Here is a 13925-nt window from a genome sequence, read left to right as displayed (position 1 = left end):
CATCGATGGTGAATGTACCAGCCTCATCGCGAGCAGGCTCGCTCCCACAGTGGTTTGGGGGGGAACGCGAAATTTGTGTTCCCTGAAGATCACAAAGTGGGAGCGAGCCTGCTCGCGATGGCGGCGTGTCAGGCGCCATCGATGTTGCAGATGCCGGCATCTCGCTCGGTTCGCGCTAAATTCGTGCCAGTGCCTGTGCGAGGTCCGCGCGCAGGTCTTCGATGTCCTCAACCCCCACCGACAACCGCACCAGCGCATCGCCGATGCCCAGTTGCGCGCGGGTTTCCACGGGGATGGTGGCGTGGGTCATGATCGCCGGGTGTTCGATCAGGCTTTCGACGCCGCCCAGGCTTTCGGCGAGGGCGAAGATCTGTACGTTTTCGAGGAAGCGTCTCGACCCGGCCAGGTCTGTGTTGAGGTCGACCGAAATCATTCCGCCGAAACCGCGCATTTGCTGACGCGCCAGTGCGTGCTGTGGGTGTGAAGCCAGGCCCGGGTAATAGACGCGCGCCACTTGCGGTTGGCGCTCCAGCCATTGCGCCAACTCCAGCGCATTGCTGCAGTGGCGCTCCATGCGCAGCGCCAGGGTCTTGACCCCGCGCAAGGTGAGGAAGGCGTCGAACGGCCCGGCGATGGCGCCCACGGCGTTTTGCAGGAAGCCCAGGCGTTCAGCCAGTTCAGCGTCCTGTCCGACCACGGCGATGCCGCCGATCACATCCGAGTGACCGTTCAGGTATTTGGTGGTCGAGTGCAGCACAATGTCGAAACCCAACTCCAGCGGGCGTTGAATCCACGGGCTGGCAAACGTGTTGTCGGCCACACAGATAATGCCGCGGGCGCGGCAGATTCGGGCGATAGCGGCGAGATCCGAGAGGCGTAGCAGTGGATTGCTCGGCGTCTCGACCATGACCATGCGGGTGTCGTCCTGCAACGCTGCTTCGAAGGCGGACACGTCGGTCAGGTCGACAAAGCTGAATCGATGCCCGGCGCTGCGTTGGCGCACCTTGTCGAACAGGCGGAAAGTCCCGCCATACAAGTCATTGCCCGAAACAACGTGCGAGCCCGCATCGAGCAGTTCCAGCACCGTGGAAATGGTCGCCAGGCCGGAGGCGAAGGCAAACGCCCTGGAGCCACCTTCGAGATCCGCCACGCAACGCTCCAGTGCCCAGCGAGTCGGGTTGTGCGAGCGCCCGTAATCGAGGCCTTTGTGTACGCCTGGGCTCTGCTGCAAATAGGTGGAATTGGCATAGATCGGCGGCATCAACGCCCCGGTGGACGGGTCCGGTTCTTGACCGGCGTGAATCACCCGGGTGGCAAAGCCGTGGGCGGCGCCGGTTTTATCGTGCTGACTCATGCAAGGGATCTCCGAAGATGATTGAGCAAGTCGAACCGGGTGATCAGGCCGTGGAAGCCTGAGGCGTCGGCGATGATCGCCACCAGCCCGCGGTCGAGTTCTGCCTGCAATTGGGCGAGGCTGGCGGCAGGCGCCAGGGTTTGCAATTTGTCGGTCATGGCACCGGCGACGGTCATGCGAAAGTGCGAAGCGTCCTGATGCACCCGCAGCAAAATGTCGGACTCGTCAATTACCCCGACCAGTCGTTGACCATCGATCAGCACCGGCAGTTGCGAGACATCCGCCAGGCGCATGCGCTGGAACGCGGTCAGCAAGGTATCGTCGGGGCCGACGCTGATCACCCGGCCGTCCTCGAAGCGCCGTGCAATCAGGTCGCGCAGGTCGCCGTAGCGTTTGCTTTGCAGCAAGCCTTGATCACTCATCCATTGGTCGTTGTAGACCTTCGACAGATAGCGGGTACCGGTGTCGCAGACGAAGCTGACCACGCGTTTCGGCTCGGTTTGCTCGCGGCAATAACGCAACGCTGCCGCCAGCAGGGTGCCGGTCGAAGAACCACCGAGGATGCCTTCGGCGCGCAATAACTGGCGCGCGTGATCGAAGCTCTCTTCATCGCTGATGGAGTAGGCGTGGCGCACGCTGGAGAGGTCGGCAATCGAGGGAATGAAGTCCTCGCCAATCCCTTCCACCGCCCAGGAACCAGGAGTGCCGAGGGTGCCGCTGCGGCTGTATTCGGCCATCACTGAACCCACCGGGTCGGCCAGCACCATCTCCAGCTCAGGCTGCACGCGTTTGAAGAACCGGGTCAGCCCGGTGAGCGTGCCGGCCGAACCGACCCCCACGACGATGGCATCGACATCGTGCTGGGTCTGCGCCCAGATTTCCGGGGCGGTGCTGCATTCGTGGGCCAGCGGGTTGGCCGGGTTGTTGAATTGATCGGCGAAAAAAGCCTCGGGAATGTCCTTCGCCAACCGTCCGGCAACATCCTGGTAGTACTCGGGATGACCCTTGCCGACGTCGGAACGGGTGATGTGCACTTCGGCGCCCATGGCCTTGAGGTGCAGGACTTTCTCGGTGGACATCTTGTCTGGCACCACCAGCACCACCCGGTAACCTTTGGCGCGGCCGACCAGCGCCAGCCCCAGGCCGGTATTGCCAGCGGTCGCTTCGACGATGGTGCCACCGGGGCGCAGACGACCGTCGCGCTCGGCGGCGTCGATCATCGCCAGACCGATGCGGTCCTTGATGGAACCGCCGGGGTTCTGTGATTCGAGCTTGAGAAACAGGGTGCACGGGCCGGTATCGAATCGGCTGACACGCACCAGCGGCGTGTTGCCGATCAGTTCGAGTACGGCAGGGCGGGAGTCATTAGGCATGTGGTCACCTCGCAGCGCAAATGCGCACAGGATGAACAAAAAGGTCGGCGAGTCGTGGCGCCGGACGTCGTTAGAGTTGTGTCTGGACCATAGGCCGGGATCGGCCCATCCGCAACCGTTCGTGGTCAGTCAGTCGAGTTGTCGGGCTGGCGACGGCGAAAGTTTCAAGGCCCCGAGATTGGGGAAATGCCCTGAATCCGGTGACCTGTTTGGGGGGCTTGAGTCGATTGGAAGGGGCGCTTTAACGCAAGAGACGAGCAGAAAAAATGATTCAAAGGCTGGCGGTAATCATCACCAGATTCACCTTCTGCATCAGTTCCGTAATCGTCACCAGGCCCGTGGCCTGCATCGCCGCCATGAGCATTGCCGGCTGCGGCGTCAGTGACAACGCGGACAGCAGTTGAATATCCGGTGCAACTTTCTCGACCAGTCCAATCGCCGCGAATGTCGCACCCGTCATCCAGACGGCCACCGCGGCTGCGGATACCGTGGCCAGGATGATCGCTGCGGCGACCAGGGCAGTGATGAACACTGCCATCGTTGCTTGTCCTGCCATGAACACCCCCCACCGATTGGTCATTGTACGAATGTGCCAAAGCAAGGGACGGGCCAATCCGTGGAGTCTCAGCCCACGGATGTCGATGGCTAACGAAACCGTTTATTGACCTGCCGACAGTGGCGGGGTGCGAGGCGGAATTTGCCGTTTCGAACCGGTGGCTTCAAACGCCGAAGCAAAGCGCAGCAGCGCCGAGTCGTCATAGGCGCGGCCGGCGAAGGTCAGCCCGACCGGCATGCCGATGTCCGGCATGATGCCCATGGGCACCGTGACTGTCGGCACGCCCAGATGCCGGATGGCCAGGTTGCCGTTGGCCACCCAAACCCCGTTGCTCCAGGCGATGTCCGCAGAGACGGGATTGACGTCGGCATCCGCCGGACCAACGTCGGCGACCGTCGGGAACAGCACGGCGTCCAGAGCGAGCCGGTCCATCCAGTCTTCCAGGTCGAGCTTGCGCGTTTGCTCAAGCCCGCGCAGTCCATCGGGCACGGTGCTGATCTGGTCCCACGGCGTGATGCCGCGCTCGGCCATCTTCACGTACTCGTCCATGCCGGCGGCCAGATCGCCCTCGCGGTTGGGCAGGGTGCCCGGGTCGTGGGGGAAAATTTTCGGGCCATCGACATCGACCAGTCGGTTCAACTTCGGATCGCCGTTGGCTTGCAGGAAATCATCGAACGCCCACGCCGTCAGGTCCCACAATTCGTGGTGCAGGAACTCCTTGGAGACGATCCCGCGATTGAACACCGTCGGCGCACCGGGGCGATCACCTTCGCAATTGGACACCAGCGGGAAATCCACTTCGATCACTTCGGCGCCAGCGGCTTCGAGGGCCTTGCGCGCCTGTTGCCACAGCCCGATCACGGACTCGCGGGTGTTGATCCGTTGCCCGGTCGGGCCACCGATCCCCGGGGCTTCACTGGTGCCCGCTTCGGCGTCGGCATTGATGTACATGCGTGGCACGCCAAGGCGTTTGCCGGCAAGGGCATCAGGTTTCGCGGCGAGCTCATGATAGGAAGCAGGACGAACCGAGGCGACACTCGGAATCGGCACCCAGGGTTGCATGCGCCACAGGTCACCTCGGGTGTCCGGGTCGGGCGCCACGACCACATCAAGCACTTCGAGCAAATCGGCCATGGTCCTGGCAAACGGCACGACCACGTCCATGGTCGGCGTCAACGGCCAGTTGCCGCGCACCGAGATCACGCCACGCGAAGGCGTGTAGGCGCACAAGCCATTATTCGAGGCCGGGCCACGACCGCTTGACCAGGTTTCTTCCGCCAGACCGAACGCCGCAAAGCTGGCCGCCGTTGCCGTTCCCGCACCGTTCGACGAACCGGAGGCGAACGGGGCGGTGAGGTAATCGGCGTTGTACGGGCTCTCGGCACGGCCGTAGACTCCGCGTTGCATACCGCCGTTGGCCATGGGCGGCATATTGGTCTTGCCCAGGCAGATTGCCCCGGCGGCGCGCAGACGCTCGACCGTGAACGCATCGCGATAGGCGAGCAAATCCTTGAAGGCGGGGCTGCCCGAAGCGGCGGTCAGGCCCTTGACCAGGTAACTGTCCTTGGCCGTGTAGGGAATACCATCGAGCGGACCCAGGGTCTCGCCCTTGGCCCGGCGGGCATCGGATGCCTGCGCTTCCTGGAGTGCGTCGCGATTGCGCACCACCACAGCATTGAGCGCGGTGTCGGTGTCGGCGCCATCGTAGGCATCGATCCGGGCGAGGTAAGCCTTGACCAGCTCGACCGACGTGGTCTGGCCGGACTCGAGCGCATCCCGCAGTTGGGCAATGGAAACTTCGGTGACTTCAATCATGCGGTTACCACCGGCTCTCTCTAAATGGATTTCATGACGGATCTCGTGGCACAGCCTTGCGCGACGGGATGCGGATTTCAAGTTTGGCCGCGTATTTTGCACTAAGCCGGGGCACGGCGCCGCCATGGCTGTCCATCCGGACACGGATAATGGCCATTTCGATCCCCTTTTGGCCGATCGCACGCTGTGAACCGACCAAGCTGTCAGCAAGAATCAAAAACGCGTCGCCGGTCCTCCGTGCCGACGGCATCCATAACCAGAATCTTTAGCTTCCTTTGCTCCGGGCCACCTTCAGGGCCACTGCCGTTACCGACTATAAAAACCAGACGAGCTGACATTGGGGAACTGATCCATGGACACTATGAAACGCATACTGGGCGCCACCGTGTGTGGGCTGACGCTGCTCGCCAGTGCGGTGCAAGCCGAACAGCGCGAACTGCGGGTGTACAACTGGGCGGACTACATCCTGCCGTCCGTGCCCAAGGACTTTGCCGCACAAACCGGCATTAAAGTGACTTGGGACACCTTCGACACCAACGAGTCCCTGGAAGCCAAGCTGCTGACCGGCAACTCCGGATACGATCTGGTGGTGCCGTCTAACCAGTTCATCGAAACCCAGATCAAGGCCGGCGTTTTCCAGAAACTCGACAAGTCCAAGTTGCCCAACTGGAAGCACCAGGACCCGGCACTGCTCAAGCTGCTGGACAAGAACGACCCCGGCAATCAATACGGCGTGCCTTACATGTACGGCACCGTGTTGATCGGCTTCAACCCGGCGAAGGTCAAGGCTGCGCTGGGCAATAATGCGCCGGTGGACAGCTGGGACCTGGTGTTCAAACCCGAAAACATGGAGAAGCTCAAGGCCTGCGGCGTAGCCATGCTCGACTCGCCTTCGGAGATCCTGCCGCTGGCCCTGCATTACCTGGGACTGGACCCGAACAGCCAGAATCCGGCCGACTACGAAAAAGCCAAGGCCTTGATGATGAAGGTTCGGCCGTACGTCACTTACTTCAACTCCGCAAAGTACATGACCGACATCGCCAACGGTGATATCTGCGTGGCCATCGGTTACTCCGGCAGCTTCTACCAGTTCGGCAATCGCGCCAAAGAGGCCGGTAACGGTGTGGTCGTCGACTGGCGTTTGCCGAAGGAGGGCGCGCCGATCTGGTTTGACACCTTCGCCATTCCAAAAAGCGCGAAGAACGTCGAAGAAGCCCACGAATTCCTCAACACGCTGCTGGAGCCGAAAGTCATCGCGCCGATCAGCGACTTCCTTGGTTACCCGAATGCCAACAAGGATTCGCTGCCGCTGATCAACAAGGAAATCACCGGCAACCCGAACCTGACCCCGACCAGCGAAGCGCTGAAAACCCTGTACGTCGTACAACCGTTGCCGCAAAAGCTCGAGCGGGTACGCACGCGTGTGTGGACGGCGATCAAGTCGGACAAATAACCCGCCCCGCAGGAGCCGGCTTGCTGGCGATGGCGGTGGATCGGCGGCATCTGTGCCGAGGCCAATCGCCAGCAAGCCGGCTCCTACAGGTTCCTTGTCAGAACTCCGGGGTGTATTTCACGCTGAACATCACATTGCGCGGGTCACCGAAGTTGTTGTTGCCGTCGAGCTGGTTGTATCCCGCCGTGTAGTAGTGCTTGTCGAACAGGTTGTTGGCATTCACTGCCAGGCCAATTTCCTGCGTCAGTTGGTAACCGACCCGCGCATTCCACACGGTATAACCCGGTACGTCGAAAGTGTGCTCGTAACCCAGCGTATGGCTTTGGGTGGTGAAGCCCAGGCCGGTGCTGACACGACGCCAGTCGCCGCTGAACTGGTAGTCGCCCCAGGCCCGCAACATGTGCTTGGGCGTCCAGGTGCTGAAGACCTTGCCTTCGTTTTCCGGGTCGTCGAGGTACTTGGTGGTGTTGTAGGTGTAGCCGGCAAACAGTTGCAAGCCGGTGAGTACTTCGCCGCTGATTTCCGCTTCGATCCCCTGACTACGCACTTTCCCCGCGGCTACCGAGCAGTACCAGCCATCGCAGGCGAAGCCCGATGCCAGATCGTTGAGCGCGCGATTTTCCTGGTCATAACGGAACACGGCCAGGGACGTGTTGACGCGGCCATCCATCAGCTCGCCCTTGAGGCCGACTTCGTAGTTGCTGCCGATCACCGGCTTGAGCATCGAGCCGCCGGCATCTCGCACGGTCTGTGGTTCGAATACGTCTGTGTAGCTGGCATACACCGCCCACTCACGGGTCAAGTCGTAGACGATACCGGCGTAGGGCGTGACTTCTCCGGTTTCGTTGGCGGTGCTTTCCGGGTTTTCGGTCACGACGTCGCTGAACGCAGCCTGGGTCCATGACTTGTAGCTGTAGTCGTACCAACTGACCCGCGAGCCGAGCACCAGGGTCAACGGCTCGATCGGCTTGACTCGCCAACTGCCGTAAAGGCCTTTTTGGCGGATGTCGTACTTGCTCGGCGTACCACGACCACCAGCGGTATTGAGCAAACTGTCGTAGCTGATTTCCGGATGATCGTGGTCGATCCCGAAAATCGTGTCCGTGCTGTTATTGAAGGTGCGGGCGAACGTGTCGTCAGACGTGTACTTGGAGTAGTTACCGCCGATCATGACTTCGTGCTGCATGGACAAGGCGTCGAAGTGGCCGATGAGGTTCATGTCCAGACCCAGCTTGGTCGAATCGAAATCGGTCACGAAGTCGGCGTATTGCACGCCGCTGCCATCGGCTTCGAGGCCATCGCCGGCACTTTGCACGCGCTGGTTTTTCGCCTGGTTGTCTTCGGTCATGCGCACGGCACCGACCTTGAACGCCCAGTCGTCGTTGAAGCGGTGTTCGAGATCGGCATAGACCGTGGTGACATCGATGTCCGAATGGTTCCAGCGCGCGCCGGTGTAGGTTGAGCGTGATATATCGACCGGCGAGCCGCCGGCATAGCGCGGCAGGCCGCGGATCATCGGGCGCGACTCGCCCTTGGATTGGCTGACCGCCAGGCCCAGGGTAGTGTCCTCACGCAGATCGATGTCCAGCGCCCCGTACAACGAGTGGGTCTTGCTCCATTCGTAATCGATGAAGGAATCACTTTGGTCTTCGTCGGCCACGATGCGTCCGCGCACGGTGCCGGTCTGGTTCAGCGGACCGCCGGCATCCAGTTGCAGGCCGTAGTGATCCCAGGAGCCGGCCTTGCCGGTGACGCTCACGGTCGGTGCATTCTGGCCGCGCTTGCGCACCAGATTGATGGCGCCGCCAGGGCTGCCGGTGCCTTGCAGCAATCCGGAAGCGCCGCGCAGGACCTCCATGCGATCGAAGAAAATCAGGTCCTGTGTGGCCCAGTTACCGAGCGCGTAGGTGTTGCGCGGGATCGGCACGCCGTCGTACTGCCAGTCATCGATCTGGAAACCGCGCGAGGTCAGGATCAGGCCTTTGCCGACGCCCTGTACGCCCACCAGTCCGGTGGTCTGGTTGGCCGCATCCTTGAGATCGACCAGGTTCTGGTCATCCATCTGTTTGCGGGTCATCACCGTGACCGATTGCGGAATCTCCTTGAGGGTGTGGGTACCCTTGCCGATGGTCACCGCTTTTGCCGCGTAGGAGCCCGAACCTTCGGTGGTGGCCTCGGCGCTGTTCTCGACGATGTTGGTCACGCCCAGTTGCAGGGTGGCGTTGCTGCCCATGGCCGGCTCGACGCTGAAATTGCCTTGCCCGGTCACGCGCAATTGCAGGCCACTGCCCGACAGCGCCTGTCGCATCGCGTCTTCAGGCGAGAACTGGCCGACGACCGCCGGTGCCTGTTTGCCCTGAACCAGCGAAGGCTCCAGAGAAATGATGTGCCCGCTTTGGCTGGCGATGGCGTTCAACGTACTCGCAAGCGGGCCGGCGGGCAGATTGAAGGTCAGTGTTTGTGCCTGCGCCATCGCAGGGCTCGCCAGGGTTGCCAGGGCAACGGTTAGCGAAAGAGAGTGGGACCACGGGTTGAGCACAGCATTCTCCTGAAGCATGTGAAAGGTGTCAGGAGATAGGTGGGATGAGAAATGAAAACCGGACACAAATAAGAGTCATTTCCAAAAATAATTATTGTCTGTCTGGTTTTGCGCGGATCAACGTCAACCAGGGACTGTAGCGATCCACGCGAATCGGCAGGGTTTCCGCCAGGGCAGTCAAGGTTCGTTCGGGGTCGTTGAGCGGGAACACACCCTGAACGCGCAAGTCGCGAACCTCGGGGGCTACGCGGACAAAACCACGGTTGTAAGGGCGCAGGGCGTCGACGACTTTTTCCAGTGGGTCATCGAGTACGTTGAGCCGTCCGCTGAGCCAGTCGGCACGATGACGCTGATCGCTGGCCAAAGGCTCAATGCGCCCGACGTAGAGCAGGGCGGCTTGACCCTCCTGCAAATCGCGTTCGCTGCCATCGAACAAACGGGTCCGGACCGAATGCTCCAGCACCACCACGCGAGTGGCCTCTTGCTCCTGAGCCACCAGGAAACGGGTGCCCAGTGCGCGCACTTCGCCTTGGGCGGTGCGCACGCGCAACGGGCGGATCGGATCGGCCGCCACCTGGATGACCAATTCGCCGCGACGCAGAATCACCAGCCGTTGCTGATCGTCAAAATGTAGATCCACCGCACTGTCGGCATTCAAACTCAGACGGCTGCCATCAGCCAGATTGAAGGCCTCGCGCTGACCCCGACCGGTGTGCAGATCCGCCAGCAGCGAGTCGCCCAGCGGGCTGCGCGCGCCAAGCCACAAACCGCCTCCGAGCAGACCCAAACCTGCGATCACCCGCAGCGCATCACGTCGCGAACCTTGAGGTTGCAGCAGCAGTTGGCGGGCGTGTTCGGTCTGGCCGGGCACACGTCGATCCAGTGCACGCACCGTGTTGAACGAGCCGCCGAGTCGCTCATGCAACCTGGCCCAGGCCTGCGCGTGTGCGGGGTCCATGTTCAGCCATGCGTTGAAACGCTCCTGCAACGCGGCGCTCGGTGTATCGGCGCGCAGGCGCACCATCCAGTCGATGGCTTGCTCGCTGACGGGGTCCAGGCGCGGCTTGCTCATGACATCTGCTCGCTCAGGTAACACTGGCGCAAGGCCTGTTTCATGTAGCGGCTGACCGTGCGCTCTGACAAATCCAGCTTGCGAGCGATGGCCACGTAACTCATGCCGTCCAGCTGGCTGTAGAGGAACGTTGCCTTCACCACCATGGGCAAGCCATCCAGCGCCTTGTCGATGGCCACCAGCGCTTCGATCAACTGCAACTGTTCTTCCGGGGAGGGCGCCAACAATTCGGGCAGGCCGGACAGGCGTTCAAGGTAGGCCAGTTCGAGCTTGCGCCGACGGTGTCGATCGAAGATCAGGCGGCGAGCGATGGTCGACAGATAGGCGCGTGGCTGTTCGATGCTGTCGGGGTCTACACGCGCCGCCAGTATCTGGCAAAACGTATCGGCGGCGGTGTCCTCGGCGTCCGCATGATTGCGCAGCCGTCGCTGAATATGCTGCAGCAGCCAACGGTGGTGATCGCTGAAAAAGTAACTCAGCTTGCTGGGCGAAGGAGGTTGCACCGGATTCATTTCCAGATGTTAGTGAGAGTCGTTCTCAATACTACCTGTGGGATGACTGACACCGCAATCTCTGGTTACGCTTGTTGCTGCGGCAAATATTTTTCATGTGATCCTTGTTTATCAGGGCGTTAGTTTCGGTGGGCCGACATTCAGCGGGCAAACTGTGACTTACCCGCCATTTTCGACCCGACCGCACTGGCGGATGCCTGGATCGTCTACTAGTCTCCTCACGCTTGTGACGGGACGCGCGTCCCGCCTGCGGGCATTGCACTCTGGACGTGTGATCTGCCAAAGGACTGCCTATGTCGAAACCTGCCCAGTAACACTCAACGCCTCCCTCCAACGACCTAGCTTCGTTTTTGCACAGGCAGCCTTTGCCTGTAGAGAATCCGGGCGACTTTTTGTCGTGCTTGAAATTGCTGCAACTGGAAGACGTCTGGATCTCGCGCCACGTGGTCGAGCAAGCAGTTGTGCTCCGTAGTCCATCAAGCGGGTACTGACTCATGACCCCCGCCGGCGTGCCCGGCACTATCGGAGAAACAACTGTGAACGAATCACTCGATCCCAAAAATTTGTCACCACTGGTTGCACCTGTGGGCGCTGTTGCCCGCCAGGACCAACCTGACCTGAAAAATGCCAGCGCTTGGGGCAACCCCTTCAAAATCAAGATCAGTTTGCCGGGCAAGGACATCGGCGGCCAGTGGTTGTGCCGTAACAACGGCGACGCGATGGCTTATGAGAACTACTGTGTGCCCGGGTCGAGGGCGGCGGTTCTCAAGCCTTACACCCATAGCGATGGCAAGATCTATTTACAGGATGAGCAGGGCGACTGGGTCTCTTACGAGAGCCTCTGGAACCTGCTCTACATGTCGTACTGGAACTACGCCGTCGCTTGGAAAATAGAAGGCAACCGCTTGGTGCGTGATTCGGACGGTGCCGTCCTGACCTGGTTCTACAACGATCGTTGGCCACTGGCTGACCGGAAGAACTGGTTGTCTGCCAGTGCACCCTCCGTCAATGCCTTGACCGTAGAGAAGGTTGATGCCTGAACCTTTCGCCAAATAAGGTTCGCAACGCTGTGCATAAACAAGCCCCGAATCGTTAAGGTTCGGGGCTTGTTTTTTTACGCTTGGGTAACTGTTTTCAACGACTGGAAGATTCTCGACACCGGGTGCCGGCTGGACGCTTCACCTGAGAGGCGGCGGAGCTCTTGCGGTACGTCAACAGCACGATACCGGTGACCACGATCACGCCCCCCAGCACCTGACCGGCGCTGAGCATCTGGTCCAGCACCACCCAGCCCATCAACAGTGTGGCCAGTGGTTCGATGTTCATCACCGGGGCATTGCGCGGCATGTCCAGGCGCGGCACGGAAATGAACAGCACGATAAAACCGGTGCCATACAGCACGACCAGCGTTGCCAGTGCCAGCCAGCCGGTGCTGGTGGCCGGAAGGTTCAAGCCGCCGGGCAGCACGCCACTCACGCCGGCCAGATTGATACTGCTGAACACGATGAAAATCGTCAGCAGGCTGCGCACCGAACCGCGAACCTCGGACAATTTGTGATCGGTGATCCACAACGCACAGGCAAACACGCTGGCGGCGCAAAAGGCCAGGGTCACGCCCAGCCACCATTGCGAGCCGACGCTGGCGCTGTCGGCGAGTCGGCCGGGTACGTCCAGCACAAACACCAGCCCCAGCAGAATCAGGCCCATCAGCGAGGCGGTGCGCGCGGTGGGTCTGGCACCACCCAACGCCCAGGTGAGCAGCGCCAGCAGGATCGGGAACACGTTGGCCACCAACAGCGCCAGCGCCACCGGCACTCGCGCGACCGCCGAATACAGGCACAGGCTCTGGGTGGCGATCAGCAAGCCCAGCAGCAACTGCCAGCGCCAGGCACCCTTCGGCAGGCGCAGGGTCTGGCGTTGCCACAGTACCAGCGCGGCCAATACCAGCAACGTCCCGCCCGAGCGCATCAGAATCGCCAGCAACACGCCGGCGCCGTCATCAAAGGCCACCCGCGCCGCGACGTGGTTTCCGGCGAAGGCGCAGCCCATACACAACAAAATCAATACGGCGAGGTGACGGGGAAAAGGAAGCGGCGCTTCTGGCCGGGCGGTTGGGTGGGTCATGGCAGGTTCTCGAATCAAGTGCGCCATCAAAGGAAATGGCGTGCGAGTTTTTATTATGTTGTCGTACAACTTGGCGTGAGTTGTAGCGCATTTGACGATGTGGAACAAGGTTTAGGCGCTTTTAGAGGGGGTGGGGCATCTGGAGGTTAATCAAGAGATCGTATGACTAGAGGGCGTGTCCTGCTAACCGGTGCAACTCTTGCTGTACGAAATCGGCAAACAGCTTGATCCGGATCGGTGTCAGCGCGCCGAAGGCATGCAACGAATGTATCGCCAGCGATGGCAGGGGACGGTCGGCCAGCACCCGCACCAACGCCCCGGAATCCAGCTCTTGTTGCACCGTGCATTTCATCAAGTAGGCGACGCCCATCTCGCCGAGAGCGGCGGCGCGCAGACCAAACCCCGAGTCCAGTCCGATACGGCCACGAGGCACCAGGGTTTCCCCGTCGGCAAAGACGATGGGCAGGGTACGCCCGTTCAGTTGGTAGCGCACAAAAGGCAGCGCACGCAGTTCTTCGACGGTGCCCGGGTTTCCCCATTCGCTGAGGAACGCCGGGGACGCGACCAGCGCCATGTCGAGTTGAGCGAGGGTGCGGCTTTTCAGGTCGCTGTCAGTGAGGCTGCCCGCACGGAAAATCACATCGTAGCCTTCGCGAATCACGTCCACATGGTGATCGAGCAAGGTCAGGTCCAATTCAACGTCCGGGTGGTCGCTGAGAAAAACCGAATGGATCCTCGGCATCAGCAACCGCCCGAGATCGCTGGGCATGCTGACCCGCAAGTGACCACGCGCGCCGCCGGTGTGGCGCAGCGCGTCGGCCGAATCATCGATGGCTTGCAACAGCGGCGCCACACGCTCGAAAAATGCCTGCCCCTCGGGCGTCAGGCTGAGCATCCGCGTGGAGCGGCGGAACAGCTTGGCGTTCAGTTCGGTTTCCAGTCGGGCGATGCTCTTGGAAATGGCCGACGGCGTGGTCCCGGCGTTGCGCGCGGCGGCGCTGAACGAACCGGCTTCCACCGCGCGGACGAAGGCAATCAGGCTGGCCGACTGGTTCAACAGGCTGGACATCTTGTGACTCCCAAGCACAACAGATGTGCCTTTTTCTGGACTGGTTGGCGCGGGGCGA

The 13925-nt window shown here is 61.3% G+C and carries 11 protein-coding genes; 2 read left to right on the top strand and 9 right to left on the bottom strand.

Going from position 1 to position 13925, the window contains the following annotated elements; all coding sequences use genetic code 11:
• Positions 1-175 precede the first annotated feature (175 nt).
• From BVK86_RS02395 to BVK86_RS02380, 4 genes are all read right to left on the bottom strand, one after another.
• Complete coding sequence (locus BVK86_RS02395) at positions 176-1354, bottom strand: trans-sulfuration enzyme family protein (RefSeq protein ID WP_075944885.1); 1179 nt, start codon at positions 1352-1354, stop codon at positions 176-178.
• On the bottom strand, positions 1351-2727 hold the full coding sequence (locus BVK86_RS02390; protein WP_075944884.1) for a pyridoxal-phosphate dependent enzyme: 1377 nt from the start codon (positions 2725-2727) through the stop codon (positions 1351-1353). The genes BVK86_RS02395 and BVK86_RS02390 overlap by 4 nt, the downstream gene beginning before the upstream one ends.
• Before the next feature lie 271 nt (positions 2728-2998).
• Positions 2999-3265 (bottom strand): hypothetical protein, encoded by a 267-nt coding sequence (locus BVK86_RS02385; RefSeq protein WP_075944883.1) that lies wholly within the window; start codon positions 3263-3265, stop codon positions 2999-3001.
• Between the two features lie 120 nt (positions 3266-3385).
• On the bottom strand, positions 3386-5098 hold the full coding sequence (locus tag BVK86_RS02380) for an amidase (protein WP_075944882.1): 1713 nt from the start codon (positions 5096-5098) through the stop codon (positions 3386-3388).
• 352 nt (positions 5099-5450) lie between these two features.
• On the opposite strand from BVK86_RS02380, the gene BVK86_RS02370 reads away from it, so the two are divergent.
• Complete coding sequence (locus BVK86_RS02370) at positions 5451-6551, top strand: polyamine ABC transporter substrate-binding protein (protein ID WP_075944880.1); 1101 nt, start codon at positions 5451-5453, stop codon at positions 6549-6551.
• Positions 6552-6648: 97 nt separating this feature from the next.
• Here the strand turns inward: BVK86_RS02370 and BVK86_RS02365 are convergent, their stop codons facing one another.
• The 3 genes from BVK86_RS02365 to BVK86_RS02355 all read right to left on the bottom strand — a co-directional run bounded on the left by BVK86_RS02365 (position 6649) and on the right by BVK86_RS02355 (position 10665).
• Positions 6649-9090, bottom strand: a complete 2442-nt coding sequence (locus BVK86_RS02365; protein WP_075944879.1) for a TonB-dependent siderophore receptor — start codon at positions 9088-9090, stop codon at positions 6649-6651.
• A gap of 91 nt (positions 9091-9181) precedes the next feature.
• Entirely contained in the window at positions 9182-10162 is a 981-nt protein-coding gene (locus tag BVK86_RS02360; protein ID WP_075944878.1) for a FecR domain-containing protein, read from the bottom strand.
• On the bottom strand, positions 10159-10665 hold the full coding sequence (locus tag BVK86_RS02355; protein WP_075944952.1) for a sigma-70 family RNA polymerase sigma factor: 507 nt from the start codon (positions 10663-10665) through the stop codon (positions 10159-10161). The genes BVK86_RS02360 and BVK86_RS02355 overlap by 4 nt, the downstream gene beginning before the upstream one ends.
• 503 nt (positions 10666-11168) lie before the next feature.
• On the opposite strand from BVK86_RS02355, the gene BVK86_RS02350 reads away from it, so the two are divergent.
• Complete coding sequence (locus BVK86_RS02350; RefSeq protein ID WP_139315739.1) at positions 11169-11714, top strand: hypothetical protein; 546 nt, start codon at positions 11169-11171, stop codon at positions 11712-11714.
• Positions 11715-11808: 94 nt separating this feature from the next.
• Here the strand turns inward: BVK86_RS02350 and BVK86_RS02345 are convergent, their stop codons facing one another.
• Both BVK86_RS02345 and BVK86_RS02340 read right to left on the bottom strand, forming a co-directional pair.
• Positions 11809-12798: an EamA family transporter gene (locus BVK86_RS02345; protein WP_075944876.1), complete on the bottom strand. Its 990-nt coding sequence runs from the start codon at positions 12796-12798 to the stop codon at positions 11809-11811.
• A gap of 166 nt (positions 12799-12964) precedes the next feature.
• The gene (locus tag BVK86_RS02340; RefSeq protein ID WP_075944875.1) at positions 12965-13867 is read right to left on the bottom strand and encodes a LysR family transcriptional regulator; all 903 of its coding nucleotides are present in this window, start codon (positions 13865-13867) and stop codon (positions 12965-12967) included.
• Between the last annotated feature and the right edge of the window lie 58 nt (positions 13868-13925).

It is taken from the genome of Pseudomonas reinekei, assembly GCF_001945365.1.
Classification (GTDB): Bacteria; Pseudomonadota; Gammaproteobacteria; order Pseudomonadales; family Pseudomonadaceae; genus Aquipseudomonas; species Aquipseudomonas reinekei.
This window is presented reverse-complemented; position numbering and strand designations above follow the sequence as displayed.

Coding starts and splice junctions, on each gene's coding strand:
- BVK86_RS02395 (WP_075944885.1), bottom strand. CDS start 1,354: ATGAGTCAGCACGATAAAACCGGCGCCGCCCACGGCTTTGCCACCCGG.
- BVK86_RS02390 (WP_075944884.1), bottom strand. CDS start 2,727: ATGCCTAATGACTCCCGCCCTGCCGTACTCGAACTGATCGGCAACACG.
- BVK86_RS02385 (WP_075944883.1), bottom strand. CDS start 3,265: ATGGCAGTGTTCATCACTGCCCTGGTCGCCGCAGCGATCATCCTGGCC.
- BVK86_RS02380 (WP_075944882.1), bottom strand. CDS start 5,098: ATGATTGAAGTCACCGAAGTTTCCATTGCCCAACTGCGGGATGCGCTC.
- BVK86_RS02370 (WP_075944880.1), top strand. CDS start 5,451: ATGGACACTATGAAACGCATACTGGGCGCCACCGTGTGTGGGCTGACG.
- BVK86_RS02360 (WP_075944878.1), bottom strand. CDS start 10,162: ATGAGCAAGCCGCGCCTGGACCCCGTCAGCGAGCAAGCCATCGACTGG.
- BVK86_RS02350 (WP_139315739.1), top strand. CDS start 11,169: ATGACCCCCGCCGGCGTGCCCGGCACTATCGGAGAAACAACTGTGAAC.
- BVK86_RS02345 (WP_075944876.1), bottom strand. CDS start 12,798: ATGACCCACCCAACCGCCCGGCCAGAAGCGCCGCTTCCTTTTCCCCGT.
- BVK86_RS02340 (WP_075944875.1), bottom strand. CDS start 13,867: ATGTCCAGCCTGTTGAACCAGTCGGCCAGCCTGATTGCCTTCGTCCGC.